Genomic DNA, 26620 nt, shown 5'->3' with positions numbered 1-26620 from the left:
CGACCCCGCCGCATCGCCCACCTCGACATGGACGCGTTCTACGCGTCGGTCGAGCTGCTGCGCTACCCGCAGCTCAAGGGCCTGCCCATGGTCATCGGCGGCGGGCGCCGGCGCGAGGCCGAGATGTTCGAGCGACTGCGCCAGGCCTACCCGGAACGCGAATGGGGACCGGCCACGCTGGACCGCATCCCGGCGGACTTCTTTCCGCGCCTGAAGGACTACGTGGGCCGCGGCGTGGCCACCACCGCCACCTACGCAGCGCGGCAGTTCGGCGTCGGCTCGGCCATGGGGCTGATGAAAGCGGCGAAGCTCTGCCCCGACGCCATCCTGCTGCCGGTGGACTTCGAGGAGGTCAAACGCCTCTCGCGCCTGTTCAAGCAGACCATCCTGGAGATCGCGCCGGTGATGCAGGACCGCGGCGTGGACGAGGTCTACATCGACTTCACCGACGTGCCCGGCGGCCAGCGCGAGGGCGGGCGCGTGCTGGCGCGGCTGATCCAGAAATCCATCTTCCAGGCCACCGGCCTGACCTGCTCCATCGGCGTGGCGCCCAACAAGCTGCTGGCCAAGATGGCGAGCGAGTTCAACAAGCCCAACGGCATCAGCATCGTGCGGCCTGACGACCTGGAAAGCATGATCTGGCCCCTGCCCTGCCGCAAGATCAATGGCGTCGGACCCAAGGCGGACGCGAAGCTGCAAAGCCACGGCATCCACACCATCGGCGAGCTGGCGGCGCGTGACAAGACCTGGCTGGTCGAAACCTTCGGCAAGAGCTATGGCGCCTGGCTGCACGAGTCCGCCTGGGGCCGGGACGACCGGCCGGTGGAGACCGAGAGCGAGCCGGTCAGCATGAGCCGCGAGACCACCTTCGACCGCGACCTGCACGCGGTGCGCGACCGGGCCGAGGCCGGCGCCATCCTCACACAGCTGTGCGAGCAGGTGGCCGCAGACCTGCAGCGCAAGGGCTACACCGGCCGCACCATCGGCATCAAGATCACCTTCGACAACTTCGAGAAGGTCACGCGCGACACCACCATAGCCGTGGCCACCGCCGATGCGGCCGTCATCCGCCGGCACGCGGGCCTGTGCCTCAAGCGGGTGGACCTGTCCCGGCGCTTCCGCCTGCTGGGCGTGCGCGTGGGCAAGCTGGTCAAACCCGGGACAGAAGGTGCCGAGGCGGCGCACTACAGTGGCGCGACCCCTCCCCCCCGACACCCGAAAGCCGACCATGAGCGCACCGACCTGCTTTTCCCTGAACTGGATTGACGGGCACATTGCCCATCTGGTGCTCAGCCGCCCCGAGGCGATGAACACCATGCACCCGACCTTCTGGCGCGAGCTGGACGAGATCGTCACGCAGCTGCACAGAGACGGCACGGCGCGCGCGCTGGTCATCAGCTCCACCGGCAAACATTTCAGTGCCGGCATGGCACTGGAGACCTTCGCCGGTGCCATCCAGATGGACGACCAGAGCCCGGAAGGCCGCGCCGCCATCTTCGACCTGCTGACCGACATGCAGGCCACGTTCACGAAGATTGAGGCGCTGCGCTGCCCGGTGATCTTCGCCATCCAGGGCGGCTGCATCGGCGGCGCGGTGGACATGGTCACCACCGGCTGCATCCGCTACGCCACGCAGGATGCCTTCTTCTGCATCCAGGAAATCAACATCGGCATGGTGGCCGACGTCGGCACGCTGCAGCGGCTGCCGAAGCTGGTGCCCTTCGCCGTGGTCAAGGAGCTCGCCTACACCGGCCGCCGCCTGCCGGCCGCCAAGGCGCTGGCCTACGGCCTGATCAACGAGGTGTTCGACACGCCCGAGGCCCTGCTGGCCGCCGCGCTGCAGTGCGCGAAAGAAATTGCCAGCAAGCCGCCCATCGCCATCTGGGGCACCAAGCAGGCCGTGACCTACGCGCGCGACCACAGCGTGGAGGACAGCCTGCGCCAGATGGGCTGGCTGCAGGGCGCGATCTGGAGCAACGCACACGTGCGCGAGTCGATCGCCGCGATGAAGGACAAGCGCACGGGCTCGTTCACGCCGCTGTCGGCGCTGCAATCCTTCAAGGAACTGGGCTGAGCGCGCGGTGGGCGCCGCTCAGGGCTTGCAGCTGGCGTTGCCGCGCACCACGGTGCCGTCGCGGCACTCGGTGATGATGTCCTCGTCCTCCGTGCGCGAGGCCACGGTGGCGGCCGGCCGGGCCGGGCGTCCCGCTGCCGGTGGCGTGCTGGCTCGCACGTAGACCAGCTTGCGCGCGCCGCGGGCGCAGGTGCCGACCACCTTGCCCGCCACCTCGGCGTCCGCGTCCACCACGATCACCGCAAAGCCGGTGGCACCGGTGCTGGCGATCTGGAACTCGATGTGCTCGCGCAGCGGTTCGCAGATGTCGGCGGCAAAAGCACCGCTGCTCACCAGGCCCAGGGCCAGCGCGGCCCAGCGTGTGGATCTCATCGCACGCCCTCTCAGGACGCCAGCAAGCCGTCGAGCCGCCGCAAACCGGCCACGGTCTGCAGGCAGGCGTCGGCCGCCTCGGTGCCCTTGACCGCAAAGTGGCGCAGGAAGTACTTGCGATGCTCGGCGTGTTCGCGGAAGTGGTGCGGCGTGTGTACGGCCAGGATGGTCGGCACACCGGTGTCCAGCTGCACGTTCATCATGGCCTGGACCACGGTCTGCATCAGCGCGTCGAAACGGTAGATGCCGTCGTCCACCACCAGCGCGCTGCCGACCACGGCGGCGTAGCGGCCCGAACGGGCCAGGCGCTGGGCGTGCAGCGGAATCTCGAACGCACCGGGCACATCGAACAGGTCGATGCGCTCCGGGCCGATGCCGGCTTCGGCCATGCGGGCGAGGAAGGCGTCGCGCGCCTGCTGGACGATGTCGGCGTGCCAGACGGCCTCGACGAAGGCAAAGCGCAGACCGGCAGGCAGACCGGTGGGAAAGGTGGCGGGGGTGGTGGTGCTCATGGATGCCGGTATTGTCCGGGATGTCAGGCCCCGGTGATCCAGCCTTCGAGCGGGTCGAACGGTGGCAGACCGTAACAGGGGTGACCCGAGGTGTGCTGCTGCAGCGCCCAGGCCGCCTGCAGCAGGCAGAGCACCGCGTCGAGGGTGTCGCCGCTGGCGTCGTCGGCTAGGGCGTCGCGCTGGGCGTGGCTGAGCTTGAGGCGCAGGCCGGTGCCGCGCAGCAGCGGCGCGTCGCCCAGCTCCAGCGCGTGGATCAGGGTCTTGCGCGCGATCAGTCGCTCGGGCGTCTGCTTCGCCCGGTCGTCGCTCTTGTACGAGGTGCTGCCGAGCACACTGCGCGCCAGCAGGCCGGGGTAGGCCTCCAGCGCCACGCGCCGCGGGTCACCCTCGTGCAGGCCGGGCAGGCTCGCACCGGCGGCGATCAGGCGCGGCACGCCCGCGTGCAGCATGAAGGCCACCGGCGGGTTGACCCACTTCATGCTCGGGCTCGACCCGGCCGGGCCGTCGGTGGCGCGGTGGGCGAACTTGCCACCGGCGGGGCGCGCATCGCAGAAGGCCGCGAAGGTATCGCGGATCTGTTCGCGCGAGAGCGCCGCATAGTGCGCCATGCAGTCGCACCAGGCGGTGGGCCAGCCCAGGGTTTCGACCAGCTCGCGCGGCAGGCCGAACGGCAGGTCGAAACCGCCGACCCAGCCGCCGCCGGGCGACTCGGCCAGCCGGGCCTGCCAGGCGTCCAGGGTCTCGAAGGTCTCGATGCGCTCCAGCAGCACGCGCCCGCGGTCGCTGCGGCCCACGGCCAGTGTGACCGGCTTGCGCTTCGAGGGCGCGCTGGTGAAGTCGCAGCCCAGCAGGGTGACGGGGTGCCTGTCCATCGCCGTCACCCGAGTCCCAGCGCCGCCACGCCCGCCGCGATGCAGCAGGCCCCCAGGATGCGCAGACCGCGTTCACCCTCACCCAGCAGCTGGCCGCCGATCAGCGCCGCGAACAGCATCGACACCTCGCGTGCGGGGGCCACGTGCGAGAGCGGCGCCTGCTGCATCGCGTAGAGCACCAGCACGTAGGCGATGGGGCTGACCGCCGCGACGGCCAGGGCGTAGCGCCACTGCTTCTGCCACAGCACCCAGGCGGTGGCGCGGTCGCGCAGCACGGCCGGCGCCAGCAAGGCCACGCGGACGAAGTTGCCCATGTAGTCCACCAGGATGGGCGACATCAGCAGCCAGCGCACCGCATAGCCGTCGACCAGGGTGTAGGACGCGATGAAGGCGCCGGTGAGCACGCCGTAGAACATGCCCTTGCGCACCCGCTTGCGCGCCACCGGGTCGTGCGCCGCGCGCCACAGGCCCGGACCGCCCGCGATCAGGAACACGCCCAGCACCACGCCCGCGATGCCCGCCGCGCCCAGGGCCGAGATGCGCTCGCCCAGGAACACGATGGCGACCAGCGACGACAGCAGCGGGCCGCTGCCGCGCGCCAGCGGGTAGACCACCGTAAGGTCGGCCTTGCGGTAGCCGCGCAACAGGATCACGTAATAGAAGACATGCAACACGCCGCTGGCCACCACCAGCGCCCACTCGGTGCGGCCCCAGGTCGGCACCACGTCGCGCCCCAGCCACCAGCCCAGCGGTGCCCAGAGCAGCATCATGATGAAGGCGGTGAAGAAGGCGAAGCGCGCATCGCCCGCGGCCTTCTTGGCCACGATGTTCCAGCCCGCGTGGATCAGGCCGGCGAGCACGATGAGCGCGAAGGCGGTGGGGGTCACTCGAAACCAAAAGAAAGACCGCAGGCCCGTCAGCGGGGCACTGCGGCCTCAGAGGGAAGGGGTCAGGCCCGACCAATGATGCTGGCAGTCGCCATCAGCTCTTCGAGCAAGGCCAGCGACACCTTGCCCGAGACCTGGTACGGGTCGAACTCGGGACGCTCGGAGTATTTGAGAACGATGGAGGTGTTGAGCTTGGCCAGGTTGACCGTGCCCATGGTCCAGCCGCCGAAGCGGCGCTCGCTGATTTCCTCGTAGTGCAGCAGCGCCACGTCGGTGTGGCGCTTGTCGAGCACGATGTGGTTGTAGAGCGTGTTGACCGCGTCGCGCCCGCCCTCGATGGCTTGCAGGAAGATGCCGCCGCCGTAACACAGCACGCCGGTGATGCCGTGGTGGAGGTTGTGGGCGCGGGAGGTTTCGAGGATCGACTCCATGGACTTGGCGCAGTCCTTGTCGATCGCACGGCTGACGTAGAGCAGGCGTACCAGCATGGTGGTTTCCTCAGGATTTGCGGGGAATGAGGGAGAGGAATTCGCGGCGCAGGTTGGGGTCCTTGAGGAACACGCCGCGCATGACCGAGTTGATCATCTTGCTGTCCATGTCCTTCACGCCGCGCCAGGCCATGCAGTAGTGGCTGGCCTCCATGACGATGGCCAGGCCGTCGGGCTGGGTCTTCTCCTGGATCAGGTCGGCCAGCTGCACCACGGCCTCTTCCTGGATCTGCGGACGGCCCATGATCCACTCGGCCAGCCGCGCGTACTTCGAGAGGCCGATCACGTTGGTGTGTTCGTTGGGCATGACGCCGATCCAGATCTTGCCGATGACCGGGCAGAAGTGGTGGCTGCAGGCACTGCGCACCGTGATCGGGCCGACGATCATCAGCTCGTTGAGGTGCTCGGCGTTGGGGAATTCGGTGACGCTCGGACCCTTGACGTAACGACCGTTGAAGACCTCCTTGAGGTACATCTTGGCCACGCGGCGCGCGGTGTCGCCGGTGTTGTGGTCGTTCTCGGTGTCGATCACCATGGCGTCGAGCACACCCTGCATCTTGACCGTCACCTCGTCCAGCAGCTTCTCCAGCTCGCCGGGTTCGATGAATTCGGCGATGTTGTCGTTGGAGTGGAAGCGGTGGCGCGCGGCCTTCAGGCGCTCGCGGATCTTGACCGAGACGGGGGTGCCTTCACCGTCGTCCAGCTGTTCTGAATTGCTCATGGGTGTTCCGGATTTCATCAGCATCGGGCCATGCTAACACCGCACCCCCGGCCCACGGCCCCCAGGGGTTTCAGTACCGGTGGCCGGTCAGGAACAGCAGGGTCCGCATGGCCATGAAGGCGATCCGGTCCAGCAGGCGCTGGTGCCAGGGGCGGCTGTCCAGGGCCCGGGCGTCCAGTTTCTGTCCGGCGTGTTCCAGCAGCATGTCCAGTCGCTGGTGCAGCAGTTCGGCGAACCGCCGGTCGGTGGTCATGACGTTGGCCTCGCGCGCCAGCAGCAGGGACAGCGGGTCCAGATTGGTCGAACCGACCGTGGCCCAGGCGCGGTCCACCACCGCCACCTTGGCGTGCAGGGCGCTGGGCGCGTACTCGCGGATGTCGATGCCGGCGTCCACCAGCCGCTGGTAGACCGGGCGGGCCGCGCGGTACTGGAAGAAGTTCTCGTAGCGGCCCTGCATCATCAGCCGCACCCGCACCCCGCGGGCCGCCGCCATGGTCAGGGCCTTGCGCAGCTTGCGGCCGGGGATGAAATAGGCATTGGCGATCACGATGTCGTGTCGGGCCGTGCCCAGGGCCTTGAGGTAGGCCCTTTCGATGTCGTGCCGGTGGCCCACGTTGTCGCGCAGCAGCAGGGTGGCCCGCGCGTCGTTGACACCCATCGGACCGTCGCTGACCAGCACCGAACTTCCGCTTTCGGCGTCGGTGTTGACCCGCGACCCGAAGCCGGTGTAGAGCTCGACCTTGCGCAGCAAGCGCGTGAAGTCGCCCACCGGCTGGGCTTCCTTGAACGCCTCCCAGGCGGCCCGGAACTCGCGCTCGCGCGCCTTGCGCACGGCCTGCAGCCGCCACCACAGCGTCTCCATGGTGTCCACCATGTCCTCCACCAGCGGCCCGGCCACGCGCAGCGCGAAATCGAGCCGCGGCACCTCCAGCCGGCCCAGCGACACGTCGTCGCGGTCGTCGATGATGTTGATGCCGCCACAGAATCCGACCAGCCCGTCGACCACACACAGCTTGCGGTGCAGGCGCCGCCAGCTGCTGGGAATCAGCAGACCCAGCCCGCCCAGCGGCGCATACACCCGCCAGCGCACGCCGGCCGCGGCAAAGCGGCGCTGCCACTCCTCTGGCACCCTGGGCGTGCCCACGCCATCGACCACCAGGCGCACCAGCACGCCGCGGCGGGCGGCGCGTTCCATCGCCTCGGCCACACTGAGCGCGGAGCCGGCGAATTCGAAGATGTAGGTTTCCAGGTGCACCACGCGCCGGGCAGCGTCCATCGCCTCGACCAGCGCGGGGAACAGCGCGTCGCCACCTTCGAGCAGCAGCAGCTGGTGGCCAGGTCTGGGCGGCGCCAAGGGCCTGTCGTCGGCCAAAGGGGGGTCGACAGGTCCGTCGGCTTTCACAGTTCCAGCTCGGCGATCAGCGGCAGGTGGTCGGACATGCGCGTCCAGGCCCGGCCGTGCGGCACATGCGCGCTCACCGGCCTGAGCCCGCGCATGTAGATGCGGTCCAGGTGCAGCATCGGCAGGCGCGCCGGGTAGGTTGGCAGCCGGATGCCGTCGAAGGTGCGCAGGTCCAGCGCCGCCATCGGCTTGAGCAGCTGGGCGCCCCAGTCGTTGAAGTCGCCAGCCACGATGAGCGGCGCGTCGGCCGGCACCTCATTGGCCACGTAGCGCCCCAGTCGCTGGACCTGGCGCTCGCGGCTGGCGTGGATGAGGCCGAAGTGAACCACCACCACATGCACCTCGCGCCCGTCGATCAGCAGGTGCACGTGCAGCAGGCCGCGCTGCTCGAAGCGGTGGTCGGACACATCCGAATGGCGGGTGTCCAGCACCGGCCAGCGCGACAGCAGCGCGTTGCCGTGTTCGCCGTGGCGCGTCACGGCATTGGTGCGGTAGACCGACTCATAACCCTCGGGCGAGAGGTAGTCGGCCTGCTCCAGGTCGGGCCAGCGGGTGAAGTGCTTTTCCAGCTTGCGGTGGTGGCGCCGCACCTCCTGCAGGCAGACGATGTCGGCGTCGAACTGCTCCACCGCATGCGCCAGGTTGTGGATTTCCAGCCGGCGCACTGGCCCCAGGCCCTGAACGCCCTTGTGGATGTTGTAGGTCGCGACTCGCAGGATGCTCATATACGAATGATCGCACGCCAGCAACCCGCGCAAGCAGCGGAGCTTGGGGGCTTAGAAGCCGCCTTCCCGCACCAGCACAGATGCCACCTTGCGGAACACCCCCGCGGCCAGCGACTCGGCCTCGCCCTCGATGCGCACCCGGAACAGCGCGCCGCGCACCACGTGGCCCCGCCTGCGCCTCTTCGATGCAGGCATCCACCACCCAGCTGCGCCAGCGGCTCGCGCGGCTTGACCCAGACGCCGGGCGCCGCCGACAGGTATTCCTCCAGCCGCAGCAGGTTCAGCGGGGGCGCTGTGACGGCCGTCCCGAAGATTTGGCAAAACAACACTAGATCAGGCCTAGCCGAAGGTTGCAGAAAGCCTATCTTTCTGCTTGAAAGATGCGTGGCAGCTGCAAGATGGCCTCCGCGTTAGAGAACGAAAAGCACCGGTCCGCCGCCTCCAGCCGGGGCAGCCAGACCTGCGCCCGGTGCTCCCGTGGGTTGAGCACCACCGGCCGAGCCTCGGGCACGCACAGGCCGAACACCCGCTCGGTGTTCAGGACCACCCCGGGCGCATACCGGTGGCGCCACTGCGGATAGATCTCGTAGATGTTCTGCAGGCCCCAGTCGCTGAGCCGGTGACCTGGCGCGGACACATCCAGCCCGGTTTCTTCGGCCACCTCGCGCGCGGCCGTGACGTCAAACGGCTCGTCCCACGCATCCTTGGACCCGGTCACCGACTGCCAGAAACCCGGCGACTCGGCCCGCTCGATCAGCAACACCTCCAGCGCCGGGGTGTGGATCACCACCAGCACCGACTCGGGGATTTTGTAGGGGGGAGAGGACGGCACGGTGGTTCGGTAGGCGGCACAAAAAAAGGCGCCCGCAGGCGCCCTTTCATCCTAGCCGAAGCCCTGTTCAGGCCGGCTTGACCGCGTCCGGGTTGCGCAGCCGGATGTGCAGCTCGCGCAGCTGCTTCTCGTCCACCGGGCTGGGCGCCTGGGTCAGCAGACATTGGGCGCGCTGGGTCTTGGGGAAGGCGATCACGTCGCGGATCGACTCGGCGCCGGTCATCAGCGTGACGATGCGGTCCAGGCCGAAGGCCAGGCCGCCGTGCGGGGGGGCGCCGTACTGCAGCGCGTCCAGCAGGAAGCCGAACTTGAGCTGCGCCTCTTCGGGCGTGATCTTCAGCGCGTCGAACACCTTCTGCTGCACATCGGCACGGTGGATGCGGACCGAGCCGCCACCGATTTCCCAGCCGTTGAGCACCATGTCGTAGCCCTTGGCGATGCACTTCTCGGGCGCGGTGACCATCCAGTCCTCGTGGCCGTCTTTGGGTGCCGTGAAGGGGTGGTGCACGGCCGTCCAGCGGTCTTCTTCCTCGTCGTGTTCGAACATCGGGAAGTCCACCACCCACATCGGCGCCCAGCGGTCCTCGAACAGGCCGTTCTTCTTGCCCAGTTCGCTGTGGCCGATCTTCAGGCGCAGCGCGCCGATGGCGTCGTTGACGATCTTGGCCTTGTCAGCGCCGAAGAAGATGATGTCGCCGTCCTGCGCACCAGTGCGCGAGAGGATCTCGGCAATCGCCTTGTCGTGCAGGTTCTTGACGATGGGCGACTGCAGGCCGTCCTTGCCCTTGGCCACTTCGTTGACCTTGATCCAGGCCAGGCCCTTGGCGCCGTAGATCTTGACGAACTCGGTGTAGGCGTCGATCTCGCTGCGGCTCATCTCGGCGCCGCCGCGCACGCACAGGGCGACCACGCGGCCGTTCTTCATGGTGGCGGGCGCGCTGAAGACCTTGAAGTCCACGTCGGCCATCACGTCGGTGAGCTCGGTGAACTCCATCTTCACGCGCAGGTCGGGCTTGTCGGAACCGTAGCGGTGCATGGCTTCGCCGTAGGCCATGACCGGGAACTCGCCCAGGTCCACGTTCAGCACGTTCTGGAACACCGTCTTGATCATGCCCTGGAACATGTCGCGGATGTCCTGCTCGGTCAGGAACGAGGTCTCGATATCGATCTGGGTGAACTCGGGCTGGCGGTCGGCGCGCAGGTCCTCGTCGCGGAAGCACTTGGTGATCTGGTAGTAGCGGTCGAATCCGGCCACCATCAGCAGCTGCTTGAACAGCTGAGGGCTTTGCGGCAGCGCAAAGAAGTGGCCGTCGTGCACGCGACTGGGCACCAGGTAGTCGCGCGCGCCTTCGGGCGTGCTCTTGGTCAGCATCGGGGTTTCGATGTCGATGAAGCCGTTGGCGTCCAGGAACTTGCGCACTTCCATGGCCACGCGGTAACGCAGCATCAGGTTGTTCTGCATGTACGGGCGGCGCAGGTCGAGCACGCGGTGCGTGAGGCGCGTGGTCTCGCTCAGGTTGTCGTCGTCCAGCTGGAACGGCGGCGTGACCGAGGGGTTGAGCACCTTCAGCTCGTGACAGAGCACCTCGATCTGGCCGCTCTTGAGCTTGTCGTTGGTGGTGCCGGCGGGGCGGGCGCGCACCAGACCGGTGACCTGCACGCAGAATTCGTTGCGCACGTCTTCGGCGGTCTTGAACATGTCCGGGCGGTCCGGATCGCAGACCACCTGCACGTAGCCTTCGCGGTCGCGCAGGTCGATGAAGATCACACCGCCATGGTCGCGGCGGCGGTTCACCCAGCCGCAGAGTTGCACGGTTTGCCCCAGCAGGGCTTCGGTCACCAGACCGCAATAGTGGGAACGCATGGCCATATCGGTTCTTCTTTCAGCAGGCGGGCTGCACAGCGGCAGCCCCGGGTATCAGGCGGTCGCGGAAGCGGTCGCCTTGAGGTTGGGGTTCTTGGGTCCACCGGGCACGATCACACCCATGGAGACGATGTAGGTCAGCGCTTCATCCACCGACATCTGCAGCTCCACGCAGTCGCGCGCGCGCACCATGACGAAGTAGCCGCCCGTGGGGTTGGGGGTGGTGGGCACGTAGACGCTGACGAAGTCTTCGTCGGCGGCACTGCCCGGCTTGGTACGCAGCTGCTGCAGCACCTCGCCCTGGGGCGTGCCCGTCAGAAACGCGATGGTCCACATGCCCTCCTGCGGCCACTGCACCAGCAGGGCCTTGCGGAAGGCATTGCCCTTCTCGGAGAACAGGGTGTCGGAGACCTGCTTGACGCCCGAGTAGATGGAGCGCACCACCGGAATGCGGTGCAGCAGGGCGTGCCACCAGTTCACCAACTGGTGGCCGATGATGTTGGACGCCAGGGCGCCGATGGAAAGCACCACCACCAGCGCAAAGATCACGCCCAGGCCGGGCACATGAAAGCCGAACAGCTGGTCCGGCTGCCAGGCACCGGGCAGGATGCGCAAGGTCTGGTCGAGCGTGGACACCACCCAGTCCAGCACCCAGAGGGTGATGATCAGGGGCACCAGGACCAGCAGGCCCGAGAACAGCCACTTGCGCAGGTTGGCCACAGGGAAGGTCTTTCCGTTTCGATCAGTGGCAGGCGCAGGAGCCGCCACAGGGGGTGGCCGGTGCGGCGCTGGCCGTTTCGGCCGGCTTGGACTCGGTCGAGGACGCGGCTGCCGTGCCAGTGGCCGCGGCGGCCGTGCCACCTGAGCCGCCCTTGAAGTCGGTCGCGTACCAGCCCGAACCCTTGAGCTGGAAACCGGCGGCGGTCAGCTGCTTGCTGAATGTGGCGGCGCCGCAGGCCGGGCATTCCGTCAGCGGCGCGTCGGAGATTTTCTGCAGGACGTCCTTGGCATGGCCGCAGGACTCGCACTTGTAGGCATAGATCGGCATGGCGTGAACGGTGGAATGGCCCGGCGACCACAGCCCAAAGGGCCCGAAATGCACCTCGGCGGTGCAAACACGGCGGGGCGCCGGGAAGTTGAACAAAACCCGTCATTATAGGTGGGGCACCCCACCCGCGCCTTCAAGGGCAGCCCGCCGGTCGACCCCTCACCAAAGGCGGATGCGCAGCATCACCTGGGTGACGATCAGCCCCAGCACGAAGCCGATCCCGCCGTAGATGATGTACTGCAGCAGGCGGTTGGTCCGCCGCTGCTCCGCCATGAGTTCGTCCAGTTCGGCCCTCAGCTGGTGCGGCCGGTGCTGCAGGTAGTCCTGCAGCAGGCGCGGCAGCGCCGGCAGCAGCTTGGCGTACTGCGGCGCCTCGGCCTTGAGCTGCTGCAGCAGTTTCTGCGGGCCGACCTGCTCCAGCATCCACTTCTCCAGGAAGGGCTTGGCGGTGTTCCACAGGTCCAGCTCCGGGTCCAGATCGCGGCCCAGACCTTCGATGTTGAGCAGGGTTTTCTGCAGCAGCACCAGCTGGGGCTGGATTTCCACATGGAAGCGGCGCGAGGTCTGGAACAGGCGCATCAGCACCATGCCGAGCGAGATTTCCTTGAGCGGGCGGTCGAAGTACGGTTCGCACACCGCGCGGATGGCCGATTCCAGCTCGTCCACCCGGGTCTCGGGCGGCACCCAGCCGCTTTCGATGTGCAGCTCGGCCACGCGCTTGTAGTCGCGCCGGAAGAAGGCAGTGAAGTTCTGCGCCAGGTATTCCTTGTCGAACTCGGTCAGCGTGCCGACGATGCCGAAATCGAGCGAGATGTAACGACCGAAGGTGGCCGGATCGACACTGACCTGGATGTTGCCCGGGTGCATGTCAGCGTGGAAAAACCCGTCGCGGAACACCTGGGTGAAGAAGATGGTCACACCATCGCGCGCCAGCTTGGGTATGTCCACGCCTTTCTGGCGCAGCTCGTCCACCCGGTTGATGGGCACCCCATGCATGCGCTCCATCACCATCACCTCGGTGTGGCAGTAGTCCCAGAACATCTCCGGAATCAGCACCAGATTGAGGCCCGCCATGTTGCGGCGCAGCTGGGCCGCGTTGGCGGCTTCCCGCAGCAGGTCCAGCTCGTCGTGCAGGTACTTGTCGAACTCTGCGACCACCTCCAGCGGCTTGAGCCGCTTGCCATCGGCCGAGAGCTTTTCGACCCAGCCGGCCATCATGCGCATCAGGCTCAGGTCTTTCTCGATCACCGGCAGCATGTTGGGCCGCAGCACCTTCACCGCCACCTCGCGCCCGCCGTGGCGTCCGTCCCGCAAGATGGCGAAGTGCACCTGGGCGATCGAGGCGCTGGCCACCGGTGTGTGGTCGAAATGGCTGAACACCGCATCCAGCGGCTTGCCAAAGGCGCGTTCGATGGTGGCCACGGCGATGGCACTGTCGAACGGCGGCACCCGGTCCTGCAGTCGGGCCAGTTCGTCGGCGATGTCGGGCGGCAGCAGGTCGCGCCGGGTCGAGAGCACCTGACCAAATTTGACGAAGATGGGACCCAGGCGCTCCAGCGCCTCGCGCAGGCGCTGGCCCCGTGGCGCATCCAGGTTGCGACCGACCGAAACGATGCGCGTCAGCAGCCGGATGCCCGGCCGCTGGAAGCTGGACAACACCAGCTCGTCCAGCCCGTGGCGCAGCACCACCCAGACGATGAACAGTCCGCGGAGCAACCGCGTCATGCCGAGGGTCCGTCGCTGTGACCCGGTTCGGTCGGTGAACGGCGACCGACAAATGCCTTGAGACCGGCCGCAGCCGACTTGGCGCCACCCACCAGGGTGTGCGCAGCAGCGTCACCGACCAGCCGCGACAGGTCTTCCTCGACATCCCAGCGCACGTTGTCCACCAGCCAGGCCACCTCGGCCGCCAGCTGCACATCGCCCTGGATGTCGACATTCGGCCGCTCGCCGCCCAGCACCTGCTGGGCCAGGGCGAAGGGCGAGGTCTGGGTCACGGTCACGTGCAGATCGGGCTGCCGGTCACCGGCCGGCCGCTCCAGCAGGCCGGCGGCGGTGGGAGCGAGCGTGAGGTGGAAGTCGCCCCAGGCCACGCGCACCGGCTTGCCCAACTGGCGGCGCAGACGCTGCTGCGCCTGGGGTTCCTGCATCAGGACGTGGTTGAGGAACAGCACCACCCGGTTCTGGACCTCGTCCACCACCCATTCGGGCGGCCGGACACTGCCCAGCAGGGACTGGAGCATGCCCAAAGGAGAACGGGAACTGGTCGAATGGTTGGGGGATTCACTGTTCATGATCCCCCGATTCTGACGGATAACCGTGCCGCCTTTTACCGCAGCGCCTGCACCCCGGCCACCAGCCAGCCAGCATCCCCGGACTTGGGGCGGGTGATGTTCCAGATCTCCCGGAACGGGTTCGGGCCAGCCGACGGGTCCTCGCGGATCAGACCGGAGAACTCGACGCTCGCCAGGTAGGCTTCGTCCTGCTCCTCCAGACCGAGCAACTGCGCTTCCAGCATGACCACCTCGGTCTTGTTCGGGGCGGCACCGGCGCGCTCGCGCTCGGCCAGCTGGGTCTGGATCTCGGCCAGCATGCCGCCGGTCATCATGGCGCGCAGGCTGGCAATGTCGGAGCGGTCCCAGGCGTCCTGGAGATTCACGAAGTTCGTCTTGGACGCCCGCAGGAAGCTTTCGGCATCAAACCCTCCGGCATTCTGGCCAGCCGGTTCGGGCGGACGCGGAGCATCCGCCAGAGATTCCCAGGGCCGCGCCGACGCGTCGTTGCCCACGTTCTTGGGGCTGTATCCCCGGGGCGCCGACACCGCGCCGTCCGGCCCCACCCCTGCCAGCAGGCCGGGCGCTCCGGTCGTGGACTCGTTGCGGCGCAGCGTCTTGCGCTGCGCACGGCGCCCCCCAAGCAAATCCGACCACCACCGAGCTTCCATGACGCTGTCCTCCTCTTGTCCCCGTCATCAACACTTGATACCGACGTGGAGTGCCACCACCCCCGCGCTGAGGTTGTGCACGTCCACATGACCAAAGCCCACCGACTTCATCAGCTGGCGCAGTTCCTCCTGCCCGGGATGCATGCGGATCGACTCCGCCAGGTACTGGTAGCTGTGGGCATCGCCCGCCACCATCTGACCCAGCTTCGGCAACACGTTGAACGAATACCAGTCATAAGCCTTTTCCAACGGCTTGGCGACGCGGGAAAACTCCAACACCAGCAATCTGCCCCCCGGCTTGAGGACGCGGCGCATCTCCGACAGGGCCTGGTCTTTGTGCGTCATGTTGCGCAAACCGAAGGCGACCGAAACGAAATCGAAGCTGTTGTCGGCAAATGGCAGCTTCTCGGCGTCGCAGACCATGGTCGGCAGCACCAGGCCTTCATCAAGCAGGCGATTGCGGCCTTCGCGCAACATGGCCTCGTTGATGTCGGTGTGCACCACCCGGCCGGTCGGGCCCACGCGCCGGGCAAATGCACGCGAGAGGTCGCCGGTGCCGCCCGCGATGTCCAGCACCTGCTGGCCCGGTTGCGGGTTGGCCACGGTGATGGTGTAGCGCTTCCAGATGCGGTGCAGGCCGGCCGACATGAGGTCGTTCATCACGTCGTACTTGGGCGCGACCGAATCGAACACGCTGCGCACGTGTTTCGCCTTCTCCTGTTCGTCGACGGTCTGGAAGCCGAAATGGGTCGTGGCCATGGAATGGGTCTCCGTCGGGGTCAGTGGCTGCCGCAGGCGTGTCCGCCCTTTTCCGGCATCGGTGCATCGCGGTCCACCCCTGCGGCCTGAAGCCGCTGGTGGTAATCGTTCCAGAGTTGTTCCTGTTGCGATCCCAGGAAATACAGGTAATCCCAGGCGTAGATGCCGGAATCATGGCCATCCGAGAAGGTGGGCTGCACCGCGTAGTTGCCCACCGGCTCCAGCGCCACCAGGGTCACATCGCGCTTGCCGGTCTGCAGCGTTTCCTGTCCAGGCCCGTGGCCCTGCACCTCGGCCGAAGGCGAGTAGACGCGCATCAACTCGAACGGGATGCGGAAGTGCGCACCGTCGGAAAACGCCACCTCCAGCACGCGCGAGGCGCTGTGCACGGTGATGTCCTGCGGCGTCGGGGTGTCCTTGTTGAGTCCAGCCATGGGGGCCTCCAATGTGTTCAGACCAGCACGCGCTCGATACCGCCCTGGTTCGCTTTCTCGACGTATTCGGGCAACCAGTTCTCGCCCAGGATCTGGCGCGCCATTTCGACCACGATGTAGTCGGCCTCCAGCAGGCCGTTCTGCAGGTCGTCGGTGTAGCGGGACAGCCCCTGGAGGCAGCTGGGGCAGGACGTGAGCATCTTGACGTTGGTTTTTTCGCCCACCGTACCCGCCGCGCGCAGAGCCGCTTCACCCTTTCGGATTTCCTCTTCTTTTCGGAAGCGCACCTGGGTCGAGATGTCGGGGCGGCTCACGCCCAGCGTGCCGCTCTCACCGCAGCAGCGCTCGCTCTTGATCACGCCATCGCCCACCAGTGCCTTGACGGTCTTCAGGGAATCCTGGAGCTTCATCGGGTTGTGGCAGGGCTCGTGGTACAGGTAGCCCCCCTGCCCGGCCGGCAAGGTAATGCCCTTCTCCAGCAGGTACTCGTGGATGTCGATGATGCGGCAGCCGGGGAAAATTTCCTCAAACTTGTAGCCCTGCAGCTGGTCGTAGCACGTGCCGCAGGAGACCACCACCGTCTTGATGTCCAGGTAATTCAGCGTGTTGGCCACACGGTGGAACAGCACCCGGTTGTCGGTGATCATCTTCTCGGCCTTGTCGTACTGGCCCGAGCCGCGCTGCGGGTAGCCGCAGCACAGATAACCCGGCGGCAGCACGGTCTGCACGCCCGCATGCCACAGCATGGCCTGGGTCGCCAGACCGACCTGGCTGAACAGGCGTTCCGAACCACAACCCGGAAAGTAAAACACCGCCTCGGTCTCGCTGGTCGTGCCTTGCGGGTTGCGAATGATCGGAACGTAGTCCTTGTCCTCGATGTCCAGCAGCGCGCGCGCCGTCTTCTTGGGCAGGCCACCCGGCATCTTCTTGTTGATGAAGTGGATCACCTGCTCCTTGACCGGCGCTGGCCCCAGACTGGCCGGCGGCGCATTGGTCTGCGCCCGTGCGGCGGGCTTGAGCAGGTTGTTGGCCAGGCGCTGGGCCTTGAAACCCACGTCCACCATGGCCGAGCGCATGAACTTGATGGTCTCGGGGTTGGTGGCGTTGAGGAAGAACATGGCCGCCGCGTTGCCCGGCCTCCAGCTCTTCTGGCCCATCTTGCGCAGCAGGTTGCGCATGTTCATCGACACGTCGCCGAAGTCGATCTTCACCGGACAGGGCGTGTAGCACTTGTGGCACACCGTGCAGTGGTCGGCCACGTCTTCGAACTCTTCCCAGTGCTTGATGCTGATGCCGCGGCGCGTCTGCTCTTCATACAGGAAAGCCTCGATCAGCAGCGAGGTCGCCAGGATCTTGTTGCGCGGGCTGTAGAGCAGGTTGGCGCGCGGCACGTGGGTGGCGCAGACCGGCTTGCACTTGCCGCAGCGCAGGCAGTCCTTGACCGAATCGGCGATCGCGCCGATGTCGCTCTGCTGCATGATCAGCGACTCGTGGCCCATCAGGCCGAACGAGGGTGTGTAGGCATTGGCCAGATCGGCCTGGCGCACGCTGGCATCGCGCGCCACCAGCGCCTGGTGCGCCGGGCCGCGCAGCAGCTTGCCCTTGTTGAAACGCCCCTCGGGGTCGACCTTGGCCTTGTATTCGGCGAACGGGTTCAGCTCGTCGTCGCTGAGGAACTCCAGCTTGGTGATGCCGATACCGTGCTCACCCGAGATCACGCCGTCCAGACTGCGCGCCAGCACCATGATGCGGGCCACCGCCTCGTGCGCGGTCTGCAGCATCTCGTAGTCGTCGCTGTTGACCGGGATGTTGGTGTGCACGTTGCCGTCGCCGGCGTGCATGTGCAGCGCCACCCAGACGCGGCCCTTGAGCACGCGCTTGTGGATCGCATTGCACTCGGCCAGGATGGGGCCGAAGGCCGCACCGCTGAAGATCTGCTGCAGCGGGCTGCGGATCTGGGTCTTCCAGCTCGCGCGCAGGGTATGGTCCTGCAGTTGCGGGAACAGGGTTTCCACGTCGCGCAGCCAGCCGGCCCACAGGGCTCGCACCTCGCGCACCAGCGCCAACGCCTGCTGCACGCGGTCTTCCAGCAGTTCAGCGTTGGGCAGGTCGTTGGCGTCGTCGGTCTTGCCCAACGGCAGGCTGCCCCGGGCAAAGAAGGCCTCCAGCGCATCGCACAGCTTGAGTTTGTTGCGCAGCGACAGCTCGATGTTGATGCGCTCGATACCCAGGGTGTACTCACCCATGCGCGGCAGCGGAATCACCACATCTTCGTTGATCTTGAAGGCGTTGGTGTGTTTGGAGATCGCTGCCGTGCGCTTGCGATCGAGCCAGAATTTCTTGCGCGCCTCGTAGCTGATGGCCACAAAGCCCTCGCCGCTGCGGCCGTTGGCCAGGCGGATCACCTCGCTGGTCGCGCGGGCCACGGCGTCGGCGTCGTCACCGACGATGTCGCCGATCAGCACCATCTTGGGCAGGGTGCCGCGCTTACTCTTGGTGGCGTACCCCACGGCCTTGAGGTAGCGGTCGTCCAGGTGCTCCAGGCCAGCCAGCAGGGTGCCGCTGCGCTTCTGCTCGGCGAACATGAAGTCCTTGATCTCAACGATCGAGGGCACGCCATCCTTGGGGTTGCCAAAGAACTCCAGGCACACAGTGCGTGTGTGCTCGGGCATGCGGTGCACCACCCAGCGGCCACTGGTGATCAGACCGTCGCAACCCTCTTTCTGGATGCCCGGCAGGCCGCTCAGGAACTTGTCGGTCACATCCTTGCCCAGGCCTTCCTTGCGGAAGGTCTTGCCCGGGATGGCCAGCTGCTCGGTGCGCAGGTGGGTCTTGCCGTCGGCGGCGAAGTACTTGAGCTCGAAGGTGGCGACCTCGGCGTCGTGGATCTTGCCCAGGTTGTGGTCGAGGCGAGTCACCTCGAGCCACTCGGCCTGCGGCGTCACCATGCGCCAGCTCACCAGATTGTCCAGTGCCGTGCCCCACAGCACCGCCTTCTTGCCGCCCGCATTCATGGCGATGTTGCCGCCCACGCAGGAGGCCTCGGCCGAGGTCGGGTCCACCGCAAACACATAGCCGGCGCGTTCGGCCGCATCGGCCACACGCTGGGTGACCACACCGGCCTCGGTCCACACCGTGGCCACGGGTTGCACATGACCCGGAATCGAGACATGCTCGACCTCGGTCATGGCTTCGAGCTTCTCGGTGTTGATGACCACGCTCTTCCAGGTCAGCGGGATGGCGCCCCCGGTGTAGCCGGTGCCGCCCCCGCGCGGGATGATGGTCAGGCCCAGCTCGACACAGCCCTTGACCAGGTGCGCCATCTCGGCCTCTGTGTCGGGCGTGAGCACGACGAAGGGGTACTCCACGCGCCAGTCGGTCGCGTCGGTAACGTGCGACACGCGCGAGAGGCCGTCAAACTTGATGTTGTCCTTGGCGGTCAGCTTGCGCAGCACCTTGTTCGTGCGCTGGCGCAGTTCGGCCATCTCTTCAAAAGAGCGGGCAAACGACTCGACTGCGGCCCTGGCTGCGGCCAGCAGCTGACCCACCGACTCGTCGCGCCCCGGGTCGTCCTGCGGCGTGCGGCGCTTCTGCACCTCGCCCAGACGGTGGTGCAGGGCATCAACGAGCGCCGAGCGGCGCTTGGGGTTGTCGAGCAGGTCGTCCTGCAGGTAGGGGTTGCGCTGCACGACCCAGATGTCGCCCAGCACCTCGTACAGCATGCGGGCAGAGCGGCCGGTGCGCCGCTCGCCGCGCAGTTCGTCCAGCAGCGCCCAGGCCCGGGAGCCCAACAACCGCATCACGATTTCACGATCCGAGAACGACGTGTAGTTGTAGGGGATCTCGCGCAAACGGGGTGATTCGTCTGCAGCGGTTTCCAGAAGCGGAAGCGGCGTGGGGGCGTTCATGAGGGAAATGGGCCAGCAAACGGAGCTGAGCCAAGGATGGTACCGCAGCGCAACATGCGCGACACCGTCTCATGGAAAGCCCTTGTTGTCACCTTTCGGAAAGAAAGCTGCAATGCCTTGGTCACATTCGTTGCCTAGGCTGGCTTTTTTTGTGTCATCGAAACCGTTCCCAACCTACAGGAGACCCACCATGCCCATGCGCCAACATCTCTCCACACTCACCGCCGCGCTGCTTGTGTTCGGCTTCAGCAGCAACGCCCAGGCACAGACTGAAATCCAGTGGTGGCATTCGATGACCGGCGGCCTGAACGACTGGGTCACGGACCTGGCCAATGGTTTCAATGCCAGCCAGAAAGACTACAAGGTGATCCCCACCTACAAGGGGACCTACGACGAAACCATGCCGGCCGCCGTGGCCGCCTTCCGGGCCGGCAATGCGCCCCACATCCTGCAGGTCTATGAAGTGGGCACGGCCACGATGATGGCAGCCAAGAGCGCGATCGTGCCCGTGGGCAAGGTGCTGGCCGACGCGGGCTACAAGTTCAACCCCCAGGCCTACATCCCGGCCGTCGTCGGCTACTACACCGCGCCCAACGGCCAAATGCTCAGCTTTCCGCTGAACAGTTCCACGACGGTCTTCAACTACAATAAGGATGCCTTCCGCAAGGCCGGCCTCGACCCGGAGAAGCCGCCTCAGACCTGGCCCGAAGTGGTGCTGGCCGCAGCCAAGCTCAAAGCCGCCGGCGTCAGCTGCCCGTTCACCACCAGCTGGCAGGGCTGGACGCAGCTGGAAAGCTTCTCGACCTGGCACAACACCGAGTTCGCCACCAAGGGCAACGGATTCGGTGGCACCAGCGCACGCCTGAACTTCAACAGTCCGCTGCATGTGCGCCACATCGAGAACCTGGCCAACATGGCCAAACAGGGCCTGTTCGTCTACCGCGGCCGCGGCAATGCGGCGGATGCGCCGTTCTATTCGGGTGAATGCGCGATGGCCACAGCGTCTTCATCGACCTACGCCACCATCAAGAAGAACGCCAAGTTCGATTTCGGCATTGCCCCTCTGCCTTACTACCCGGACGTCGCGGGTGCCCCGCAGAACACCGTGATCGGCGGCGCTTCGCTGTGGGTGATGGCGGGCAAGAAGCCGGACGAGTACAAAGGCGTGGCCGCCTTCTTCAACTACCTGACGAACGCCGAGATCCAGGCCAAGAGCCACCAGCGCACCGGCTATCTGCCCATCACCATGGCCTCCTTCGAAGCCACCGAGAAGTCCGGTTTCTACAAGCAGAACCCCGGAACCGACGTGGCGGTGAACCAGATGATCCGCAAAACCACCGACAAGTCGCGCGGCATCCGACTGGGCAACTTCGTGCAGATCCGCGCGATCGAGGACGAGGAACTCGAGCAGGTGTGGGCGGGCAAGAAGACCGCCAAGGAAGCCCTGGACAGCGCCGTCAAGCGCGGCAACGAACTGCTGGTGCGCTTCGAGGCCGCCAACAAATAAGCGCAAGCTCGGCGAGCCCGCGGACGGCATGGCAGTGCCGCCGCTGGCCGCCGTTGTGCGGCATCGCCTGCCCGATCCAGTCCACCTCGTCCGACAACCCGAATGGCCTCAGAAAAACGCGTCGTTTTCCGCTCCCGCTGGCTGCCGTGGGTACTGCTCGCGCCCCAGGTCTCGGTCATTCTGGTGTTCTTCTTCTGGCCGGCCGGCCAGGCCTTGCTGCAATCGTTCCAGCAATCCGATGCCTTCGGGACTTCGACGGAGTGGGTCGGCCTGCAGAACTTCGCCAACCTGCTCGAGGACGACACCTACCTGGCATCGTTCAAGACCACGGCCATCTTTTCGGTGCTGGTGGCCGGGCTGGGCATCGGCATCTCGCTTGTGCTGGCCGTGTTTGCCGACCGGGTTGTCAAGGCCACGCTGATCTACCGAACCCTGCTGATCTGGCCCTACGCGGTGGCTCCCGCCGTGGCCGGTGTGCTCTGGCTGTTCATGCTCGCACCCTCCATCGGTGTCGTGTCCCACGCGCTGCGCGCCCTCGGCATCGAGTGGAACAGCCTGCTCAACAGCAACCACGCCATGATCCTGATCGTGCTGGCGGCCGTCTGGAAGCAGATCTCCTACAACTTCCTGTTCTTCCTCGCAGGTCTGCAGAGCATTCCCAAATCGCTCATCGAGGCCGCCGCCATCGACGGTGCGCACCCCTGGCGGCGCTTCTGGACCATCCAGTTCCCGCTGCTCTCGCCCACCACCTTCTTCCTGTTCGTGATCAACGTGGTGTATGCCTTCTTCGACACCTTCGCCATCGTGGACGCGGCGACCCAGGGCGGTCCCGGCAAGGACACCGCGATCCTGGTCTACAAGGTGTACTACGACGGCTTCAAGGCCCTGGACCTGGGCGGCTCGGCCGCCCAGTCGGTCGTGCTGATGGCGATCGTGATCGCCCTGACGGTGATCCAGTTCCGCTTCGTCGAAAAGAAAGTGCAGTACTGACATGATCGAACGCCGCCCTGGCCTGACCTTTCTGTCGCACGCCGTTCTGATCCTCGGCATCTCGGTGGTCTGCTTTCCGCTCTACCTCACCTTCGTGGCATCGACCCAGACCGCTCAGGAGATCATCCACGCCCCCATGTCCCTGCTGCCAGGCAGTCACCTGATCGAAAACTACGTTGCGGCGCTGCAAGGGTCGGGCATGGGAGCGGCCTCCAACGCCCCGGTGGGCCGGATGATGATGGTGAGCCTGATCACCGCCCTGGTGATCGCCGTGGGCAAGATCGCGATCTCGCTGCTCTCGGCCTTCGCCATTGTCTACTTCCGGTTCCCGTTCCGCATGCTGTTCTTCTGGTGCATCTTCGTCACCTTGATGCTGCCGGTGGAGGTCCGCATCGGCCCGACTTACGCGGTCGTCGCCAACCTGGGCATGCTCAATTCCTACGCAGGCCTGACCGTGCCGCTGATTGCGTCGGCCACCGCCACCTTCCTGTTCCGCCAGTTCTTTCTGACCGTGCCCGACGAGCTGGTCGAGGCCGCGCGCATAGACGGCGCTGGCCCGATGCGCTTTTTCAAGGACGTGCTGATGCCGCTGTCGGCGACCTCGATCGCGGCCCTGTTCGTCATCCAGTTCATCTACGGCTGGAACCAGTATCTGTGGCCCCTGCTGGTGACAACCGAGGAAAACATGTACCCGGTCGTCATCGGGATCAAACGCATGATCAGCGGTGGGGACGCGGCCACCGACTGGAATATCGTGATGGCCACCGCCGTGCTGGCCATGATTCCGCCGGCACTGGTCGTCATCCTCATGCAGAAATGGTTCGTCAAGGGCCTGGTCGACACCGAAAAATAAGCACCCTCATGGCTTCCCTCTCCTTCCGAAACGTCGTCAAGCAATACCACCAGGGAAAACAGTCGCTGCAGGTGATCCACGGTGTCAACGCCGAGATCACCGACGGTGAATTCATCGTCATCGTCGGCCCCTCGGGCTGCGGCAAGTCCACGCTGCTGCGCATGGTGGCCGGGCTCGAAGAAATCAGCGGTGGCGAGATCCGCATCGGCGAGCGCGTGGTCAACCAGCTCGAACCCGCCGACCGTGACATCGCCATGGTGTTCCAGAACTACGCGCTCTACCCGCACATGAGCGTGTTCGAGAACATGGCCTACGGGTTGAAGATCAAGAAGCTGCCAGCCGCCGAGATCCGCCAGCGCGTGGACAAGGCCGCGGCCATCCTGGAGCTGGGCCACCTGCTGGACCGCAAACCGCGCCAGCTCTCGGGCGGGCAGCGCCAGCGCGTCGCCATGGGCCGCGCCATCGTACGCCAGCCCCAGGTGTTCCTGTTCGACGAACCGCTGTCCAACCTCGACGCCAAGCTGCGCGCCCAGACCCGGCTGGAGATCCAGAAGCTGCACCGCGAGCTGGGCATCACCTCGCTGTTCGTCACCCACGACCAGGTCGAGGCGATGACGCTGGCCCAGCGCATGATCGTGATGAACGCCGGCCGCATGGAGCAGTTCGGCACGCCCGAAGAAGTCTACTCCCGCCCCGCCACCACCTTCGTCGCCAGCTTCATGGGATCGCCCCCAATGAACCTGCTGAACAACGCGCCTGGGGGGCGGCCGGGCTGCACCATGGGCATCCGCCCCGAACACATCGATCTCGCGCAGGAAGGCTGGAGCCTGCAGGTGGAGACGGTGGAATTGCTCGGTGCCGAGCGACTGATCCACGCCCGCCTGGGCGACGAGGCGCTGATCATCCGCACCCACGAGGACCAGGGCGCCCCCGAAGTCGGCAGCACGGTGGTGGCGCGCCCGCGCGAGGACCGGCTGCACTGGTTCGACCAGCAGACTGGAGCACGCCTGTGAAGGACACCCCCACACACTGGCCCTACCCGCGCTGGATCGCCCACCGCGGCGCCGGCAAGCTGGCCCCGGAAAACACCTTGGCCGCGTTCCGCCTGGGCGCGCAGCATGGCTACCGCATGGCCGAGTGCGACGCCAAGCTCAGCGCCGATGGCCAGGTCTTTCTGCTGCACGACGACACGCTGGACCGGACCACCGACGGCCAAGGGATCGCCGGCCACCAGCCCTGGGCGGAACTGAGCCTGCTCGATGCAGGCAGCTGGCACTCGCGCCAGTACGCGGGCGAGCGCCTGCCCACGCTGGAGGGCGTGGCGCGGTTCTGCCGCGCCAATGCCTTCCTGCTCAACATAGAAATCAAGCCCACACCGGGGCTGGAGGAAGAAACCGGGCGGGTCGTCGCGCGGGAAGCAGCCCGTCTATGGGCGGACGCCCCCATCCCGCCGCTGCTGACCTCGTTCCAGCCGCAGGCGCTGGCTGGCGCCGTCGAAAGCGCACCCGAGCTGCCCAGAGGACTGCTGCTGGAGACCCTGTGGGACGGCTGGCTGGAGATGGCGCAGCGGATGGGCTGCGTGGCCGTCGTCTGCGACCAGGTGCTCTGGACTTCCGAGGTGATGGCCACCGTGCACGGCCGCCAGATGCGCGCCCTGGCCTACACGGTGAACGAGCCGCAGGAAGCCGAACGGCTCTGGGGACTGGGCATCGACGGCCTGATCACCGACCGGGTCGACCTGTTCGCGCCCGACTGACCGGGTGGCGCCTGGTCAGCGCCTGCGCAGCCACCAGCCCAGCGAACCCTGGGCCAGCACCAGCGCGGTGTAGCTGAGCATCTTGCCGTCCCTGCCGAAGAGGACCAGCCCGGCCAGCAACACCGCCACCCCCAGCGCGCAGAGCGCCATCAGTTCGTGGCGGGCGCCCCACCGCCCCGCCCGCGCCTTCGGCCAGATCCGGGGCATGCCCCACAGCAACAAGGCCACCCCGATGGCCGGGGCGATGAAGTTGGCAAGGTGCCCGATCAGGGCCAGAAACGACATGGGTGGTGAAATCCGTCCGGGCAGAGGCGGCGAATTTTATAATCGCGGCCATGTCTGTCTGGGCGCTCGGCATCAACCACCACACGGCTCCGCTTGATTTGCGGGGCCGTTTCGCGTTCGCGCTCGACCAGATCCAGCCCACGCTGCACGGCTACCGCAGCAGTCTGGCGCGTCAGCCCGAGGCCACGCTGCTGTCCACCTGCAACCGCACCGAGCTGTACGCCGCGGGCGAACAGTCGGCCGTGGAGCCCACGCTGGAATGGCTCGCACAGACCGGTGGTGTCAGCACCCATGTGCTGAAAGACCACGCCTACATCCTGCGCGAAGGCGAGGCCGCGCGCCACGCCTTCCGCGTCGCCAGCGGCCTGGACAGCATGGTGCTGGGCGAGGCCCAGATCCTGGGACAGATGAAGGACGCGGTGCGTGCCGCCGACGAGGCCGGAGCCCTGGGCACCACGTTGCACCAGCTGTTCCAGCGCTCCTTCGCAGTGGCCAAGCAGGTGCGCACCTCCACCGAGATCGGTGCCCACTCGATCAGCATGACCGCCGCCGCCGTGCGCCTGGCCAGCCAGCTGTTCGAAGACCTGAAGGACATCAAGGTGCTGTTCGTCGGCGCCGGCGAGATGGTCGAACTGGCCGCCACGCACTTCGCGGCCAAGACACCCAAGAGCATGGCCATCGCCAACCGCACGCTCGAACGCGGCGAGACCTTGGCCAGCCGCTTCGGCGCCCAGGTCATGCGCCTGGCCGACATTCCCGAGCGCCTGCACGAGTTCGACGCCGTGGTCAGCTGCACTGCCAGCACCCTGCCCATCATCGGCCTGGGCGCGGTCGAACGCGCGCTGAAGAAGCGCAAGCACCGCCCCATGTTCATGGTCGATCTGGCCGTGCCGCGCGACATCGAGATCGAGGTCAAGGGCCTGTCCGACGTGTACCTCTACACCGTGGACGATCTGGCCAGCGTGGTGCAGACCGGCAAGGAAAACCGCCAGGCGGCCGTGGCCCAAGCCGAGGCCATCATCGACGCAGGCGTGCTCAGCTTCATGCACTGGCTCGACCAGCGCGACCCGGCCAAGGGTGGCGTGGTGCCGCTGATCCAGCAGATCAACGCCCAGGCCGACGCCTGGCGCGCCGCCGAACTGGCCCGTGCGAAGAAGCTGCTGGCCAAGGGCGAGCCGGTCGAGAACGTGCTCGAAGCCCTGTCCAAGGGACTGACGCAGAAGATGCTGCACGGCACCCTGGCCGAGCTGCACGCCGGCGATGCCGAAACCCGCGCCGCCACTGCACAGACCGTCTCGCGCCTGTTCCTGCGCGAAAAGTCCTAGCGACGCCGCCCGGCGCCCTCGGGCGCCCTGCACGGTCCGCCGGCCCCGTGCGCCCCTTGCCG

At 66.6% G+C, this 26620-nt stretch carries 27 protein-coding genes and 1 pseudogene; 8 read left to right on the top strand and 20 right to left on the bottom strand.

What is annotated here, in order from left to right; genetic code table 11:
* The first annotated feature begins 27 nt into the window (after positions 1 to 27).
* Together DD542_RS06230 and DD542_RS06225 are read left to right on the top strand one after the other, a co-directional pair.
* Positions 28 to 1266 (top strand): DNA polymerase IV, encoded by a 1239-nt coding sequence (locus DD542_RS06230; protein WP_127807301.1) that lies wholly within the window; start codon positions 28 to 30, stop codon positions 1264 to 1266.
* Positions 1229 to 2074 carry an enoyl-CoA hydratase-related protein gene (locus tag DD542_RS06225; RefSeq protein ID WP_127804475.1) on the top strand — a complete coding sequence of 282 codons (846 nt, stop codon included), beginning with the start codon at positions 1229 to 1231 and terminating at the stop codon, positions 2072 to 2074. Before DD542_RS06230 ends, DD542_RS06225 begins: the two co-directional genes overlap by 38 nt.
* A gap of 18 nt (positions 2075 to 2092) precedes the next feature.
* On the opposite strand, the gene DD542_RS06220 is transcribed toward DD542_RS06225, so the two are convergent.
* The 19 genes and pseudogenes from DD542_RS06220 to DD542_RS06135 all read right to left on the bottom strand — a co-directional run bounded on the left by DD542_RS06220 (position 2093) and on the right by DD542_RS06135 (position 19842).
* Positions 2093 to 2446, bottom strand: coding sequence for a DUF1161 domain-containing protein (locus tag DD542_RS06220; protein WP_127804473.1), 354 nt, complete (start codon positions 2444 to 2446; stop codon positions 2093 to 2095).
* Positions 2447 to 2457: 11 nt separating this feature from the next.
* On the bottom strand, positions 2458 to 2958 hold the full coding sequence (locus DD542_RS06215; protein ID WP_127804471.1) for a 6,7-dimethyl-8-ribityllumazine synthase: 501 nt from the start codon (positions 2956 to 2958) through the stop codon (positions 2458 to 2460).
* Positions 2959 to 2981: 23 nt separating this feature from the next.
* Positions 2982 to 3830: a DUF429 domain-containing protein gene (locus DD542_RS06210; protein ID WP_127804469.1), complete on the bottom strand. Its 849-nt coding sequence runs from the start codon at positions 3828 to 3830 to the stop codon at positions 2982 to 2984.
* A 5-nt stretch (positions 3831 to 3835) separates the two neighbouring features.
* Positions 3836 to 4717: an EamA family transporter gene (locus DD542_RS06205; protein ID WP_079366851.1), complete on the bottom strand. Its 882-nt coding sequence runs from the start codon at positions 4715 to 4717 to the stop codon at positions 3836 to 3838.
* 62 nt (positions 4718 to 4779) lie between these two features.
* Positions 4780 to 5205 carry a BLUF domain-containing protein gene (locus DD542_RS06200; RefSeq protein WP_066153054.1) on the bottom strand — a complete coding sequence of 142 codons (426 nt, stop codon included), beginning with the start codon at positions 5203 to 5205 and terminating at the stop codon, positions 4780 to 4782.
* 10 nt (positions 5206 to 5215) lie between these two features.
* The gene (gene folE, locus DD542_RS06195) at positions 5216 to 5926 is read right to left on the bottom strand and encodes a GTP cyclohydrolase I (RefSeq protein ID WP_306292805.1); all 711 of its coding nucleotides are present in this window, start codon (positions 5924 to 5926) and stop codon (positions 5216 to 5218) included.
* Between the two features lie 70 nt (positions 5927 to 5996).
* Positions 5997 to 7280: a cardiolipin synthase ClsB gene (gene clsB, locus DD542_RS06190; protein ID WP_079366850.1), complete on the bottom strand. Its 1284-nt coding sequence runs from the start codon at positions 7278 to 7280 to the stop codon at positions 5997 to 5999.
* Positions 7281 to 7324: 44 nt separating this feature from the next.
* Positions 7325 to 8053 carry an endonuclease/exonuclease/phosphatase family protein gene (locus DD542_RS06185; RefSeq protein ID WP_079366801.1) on the bottom strand — a complete coding sequence of 243 codons (729 nt, stop codon included), beginning with the start codon at positions 8051 to 8053 and terminating at the stop codon, positions 7325 to 7327.
* Between the two features lie 51 nt (positions 8054 to 8104).
* On the bottom strand, positions 8105 to 8248 hold the full coding sequence (locus DD542_RS23540; protein WP_157576127.1) for a hypothetical protein: 144 nt from the start codon (positions 8246 to 8248) through the stop codon (positions 8105 to 8107).
* A gap of 166 nt (positions 8249 to 8414) precedes the next feature.
* Positions 8415 to 8885: a dihydroneopterin triphosphate diphosphatase gene (gene nudB / locus DD542_RS06180; RefSeq protein WP_079366800.1), complete on the bottom strand. Its 471-nt coding sequence runs from the start codon at positions 8883 to 8885 to the stop codon at positions 8415 to 8417.
* 67 nt (positions 8886 to 8952) lie between these two features.
* On the bottom strand, positions 8953 to 10755 hold the full coding sequence (gene aspS, locus DD542_RS06175) for an aspartate--tRNA ligase (protein ID WP_079366799.1): 1803 nt from the start codon (positions 10753 to 10755) through the stop codon (positions 8953 to 8955).
* Between the two features lie 48 nt (positions 10756 to 10803).
* Complete coding sequence (locus DD542_RS06170) at positions 10804 to 11469, bottom strand: DUF502 domain-containing protein (protein WP_066153040.1); 666 nt, start codon at positions 11467 to 11469, stop codon at positions 10804 to 10806.
* 22 nt (positions 11470 to 11491) lie between these two features.
* Positions 11492 to 11797 (bottom strand): FmdB family zinc ribbon protein, encoded by a 306-nt coding sequence (locus DD542_RS06165; RefSeq protein WP_127804467.1) that lies wholly within the window; start codon positions 11795 to 11797, stop codon positions 11492 to 11494.
* Positions 11798 to 11956: 159 nt separating this feature from the next.
* Positions 11957 to 13522: a ubiquinone biosynthesis regulatory protein kinase UbiB gene (gene ubiB / locus DD542_RS06160; protein WP_127804465.1), complete on the bottom strand. Its 1566-nt coding sequence runs from the start codon at positions 13520 to 13522 to the stop codon at positions 11957 to 11959.
* Complete coding sequence (locus DD542_RS06155) at positions 13519 to 14040, bottom strand: hypothetical protein (RefSeq protein ID WP_127804463.1); 522 nt, start codon at positions 14038 to 14040, stop codon at positions 13519 to 13521. The genes ubiB and DD542_RS06155 overlap by 4 nt, the downstream gene beginning before the upstream one ends.
* An 86-nt stretch (positions 14041 to 14126) precedes the next feature.
* Positions 14127 to 14609 (bottom strand): annotated as a pseudogene (locus DD542_RS06150) (Tim44-like domain-containing protein); the annotation flags it as partial.
* A 159-nt stretch (positions 14610 to 14768) separates the two neighbouring features.
* Positions 14769 to 15500 carry a bifunctional demethylmenaquinone methyltransferase/2-methoxy-6-polyprenyl-1,4-benzoquinol methylase UbiE gene (gene ubiE, locus DD542_RS06145; RefSeq protein ID WP_066153025.1) on the bottom strand — a complete coding sequence of 244 codons (732 nt, stop codon included), beginning with the start codon at positions 15498 to 15500 and terminating at the stop codon, positions 14769 to 14771.
* Positions 15501 to 15520: 20 nt separating this feature from the next.
* Positions 15521 to 15934: a DUF971 domain-containing protein gene (locus tag DD542_RS06140; protein WP_066153022.1), complete on the bottom strand. Its 414-nt coding sequence runs from the start codon at positions 15932 to 15934 to the stop codon at positions 15521 to 15523.
* Between the two features lie 17 nt (positions 15935 to 15951).
* Complete coding sequence (locus tag DD542_RS06135; protein ID WP_127804461.1) at positions 15952 to 19842, bottom strand: FAD/FMN-binding oxidoreductase; 3891 nt, start codon at positions 19840 to 19842, stop codon at positions 15952 to 15954.
* 196 nt (positions 19843 to 20038) lie between these two features.
* On the opposite strand from DD542_RS06135, the gene ugpB reads away from it, so the two are divergent.
* The 5 genes from ugpB (at position 20039) to ugpQ (ending at position 24948) form a co-directional block, all read left to right on the top strand.
* Positions 20039 to 21349 (top strand): sn-glycerol-3-phosphate ABC transporter substrate-binding protein UgpB, encoded by a 1311-nt coding sequence (gene ugpB, locus DD542_RS06130; protein WP_241559773.1) that lies wholly within the window; start codon positions 20039 to 20041, stop codon positions 21347 to 21349.
* Between the two features lie 102 nt (positions 21350 to 21451).
* On the top strand, positions 21452 to 22339 hold the full coding sequence (gene ugpA / locus DD542_RS06125) for a sn-glycerol-3-phosphate ABC transporter permease UgpA (RefSeq protein WP_066153014.1): 888 nt from the start codon (positions 21452 to 21454) through the stop codon (positions 22337 to 22339).
* 1 nt (position 22340) lies between these two features.
* Entirely contained in the window at positions 22341 to 23192 is an 852-nt protein-coding gene (gene ugpE, locus DD542_RS06120; RefSeq protein ID WP_066153011.1) for a sn-glycerol-3-phosphate ABC transporter permease UgpE, read from the top strand.
* Positions 23193 to 23200: 8 nt separating this feature from the next.
* Entirely contained in the window at positions 23201 to 24205 is a 1005-nt protein-coding gene (locus tag DD542_RS06115) for a sn-glycerol-3-phosphate import ATP-binding protein UgpC (protein ID WP_066153008.1), read from the top strand.
* Positions 24202 to 24948: a glycerophosphodiester phosphodiesterase gene (ugpQ, locus tag DD542_RS06110; protein WP_066153005.1), complete on the top strand. Its 747-nt coding sequence runs from the start codon at positions 24202 to 24204 to the stop codon at positions 24946 to 24948. Before DD542_RS06115 ends, ugpQ begins: the two co-directional genes overlap by 4 nt.
* 15 nt (positions 24949 to 24963) lie before the next feature.
* On the opposite strand, the gene DD542_RS06105 is transcribed toward ugpQ, so the two are convergent.
* Positions 24964 to 25233, bottom strand: a complete 270-nt coding sequence (locus tag DD542_RS06105) for a hypothetical protein (protein WP_066153002.1) — start codon at positions 25231 to 25233, stop codon at positions 24964 to 24966.
* Positions 25234 to 25283: 50 nt separating this feature from the next.
* Between DD542_RS06105 and hemA the strand changes: the two genes are divergently transcribed.
* Positions 25284 to 26558: a glutamyl-tRNA reductase gene (hemA, locus tag DD542_RS06100; protein WP_127804457.1), complete on the top strand. Its 1275-nt coding sequence runs from the start codon at positions 25284 to 25286 to the stop codon at positions 26556 to 26558.
* The last annotated feature ends 62 nt before the right edge of the window (positions 26559 to 26620 follow it).

This window comes from Hydrogenophaga sp. NH-16, from assembly GCF_004006415.1.
In the GTDB taxonomy this organism is placed as follows: domain Bacteria; phylum Pseudomonadota; class Gammaproteobacteria; order Burkholderiales; family Burkholderiaceae_C; genus Hydrogenophaga; species Hydrogenophaga pseudoflava.
Note: the sequence above shows the minus strand (reverse complement) of the source record. Positions and strands in the feature narration are given on the sequence as shown.

Bases quoted from the DNA above. Each gene is read 5' to 3' on its own strand.
- DD542_RS06230 (WP_127807301.1), top strand. From the start codon at position 28: ATGGACGCGTTCTACGCGTCGGTCGAGCTGCTGCGCTACCCGCAGCTC.
- DD542_RS06225 (WP_127804475.1), top strand. From the start codon at position 1,229: ATGAGCGCACCGACCTGCTTTTCCCTGAACTGGATTGACGGGCACATT.
- DD542_RS06220 (WP_127804473.1), bottom strand. From the start codon at position 2,446: ATGAGATCCACACGCTGGGCCGCGCTGGCCCTGGGCCTGGTGAGCAGC.
- DD542_RS06215 (WP_127804471.1), bottom strand. From the start codon at position 2,958: ATGAGCACCACCACCCCCGCCACCTTTCCCACCGGTCTGCCTGCCGGT.
- DD542_RS06210 (WP_127804469.1), bottom strand. From the start codon at position 3,830: ATGGACAGGCACCCCGTCACCCTGCTGGGCTGCGACTTCACCAGCGCG.
- DD542_RS06200 (WP_066153054.1), bottom strand. From the start codon at position 5,205: ATGCTGGTACGCCTGCTCTACGTCAGCCGTGCGATCGACAAGGACTGC.
- folE (WP_306292805.1), bottom strand. From the start codon at position 5,926: ATGAGCAATTCAGAACAGCTGGACGACGGTGAAGGCACCCCCGTCTCG.
- DD542_RS06185 (WP_079366801.1), bottom strand. From the start codon at position 8,053: ATGAGCATCCTGCGAGTCGCGACCTACAACATCCACAAGGGCGTTCAG.
- DD542_RS23540 (WP_157576127.1), bottom strand. From the start codon at position 8,248: ATGCCTGCATCGAAGAGGCGCAGGCGGGGCCACGTGGTGCGCGGCGCG.
- aspS (WP_079366799.1), bottom strand. From the start codon at position 10,755: ATGGCCATGCGTTCCCACTATTGCGGTCTGGTGACCGAAGCCCTGCTG.
- DD542_RS06165 (WP_127804467.1), bottom strand. From the start codon at position 11,797: ATGCCGATCTATGCCTACAAGTGCGAGTCCTGCGGCCATGCCAAGGAC.
- ubiB (WP_127804465.1), bottom strand. From the start codon at position 13,522: ATGACGCGGTTGCTCCGCGGACTGTTCATCGTCTGGGTGGTGCTGCGC.
- DD542_RS06155 (WP_127804463.1), bottom strand. From the start codon at position 14,040: ATGCTCCAGTCCCTGCTGGGCAGTGTCCGGCCGCCCGAATGGGTGGTG.
- ubiE (WP_066153025.1), bottom strand. From the start codon at position 15,500: ATGGCCACGACCCATTTCGGCTTCCAGACCGTCGACGAACAGGAGAAG.
- DD542_RS06140 (WP_066153022.1), bottom strand. From the start codon at position 15,934: ATGGCTGGACTCAACAAGGACACCCCGACGCCGCAGGACATCACCGTG.
- DD542_RS06135 (WP_127804461.1), bottom strand. From the start codon at position 19,842: ATGAACGCCCCCACGCCGCTTCCGCTTCTGGAAACCGCTGCAGACGAA.
- ugpB (WP_241559773.1), top strand. From the start codon at position 20,039: ATGCGCCAACATCTCTCCACACTCACCGCCGCGCTGCTTGTGTTCGGC.
- ugpA (WP_066153014.1), top strand. From the start codon at position 21,452: ATGGCCTCAGAAAAACGCGTCGTTTTCCGCTCCCGCTGGCTGCCGTGG.
- ugpE (WP_066153011.1), top strand. From the start codon at position 22,341: ATGATCGAACGCCGCCCTGGCCTGACCTTTCTGTCGCACGCCGTTCTG.
- DD542_RS06115 (WP_066153008.1), top strand. From the start codon at position 23,201: ATGGCTTCCCTCTCCTTCCGAAACGTCGTCAAGCAATACCACCAGGGA.
- DD542_RS06105 (WP_066153002.1), bottom strand. From the start codon at position 25,233: ATGTCGTTTCTGGCCCTGATCGGGCACCTTGCCAACTTCATCGCCCCG.
- hemA (WP_127804457.1), top strand. From the start codon at position 25,284: ATGTCTGTCTGGGCGCTCGGCATCAACCACCACACGGCTCCGCTTGAT.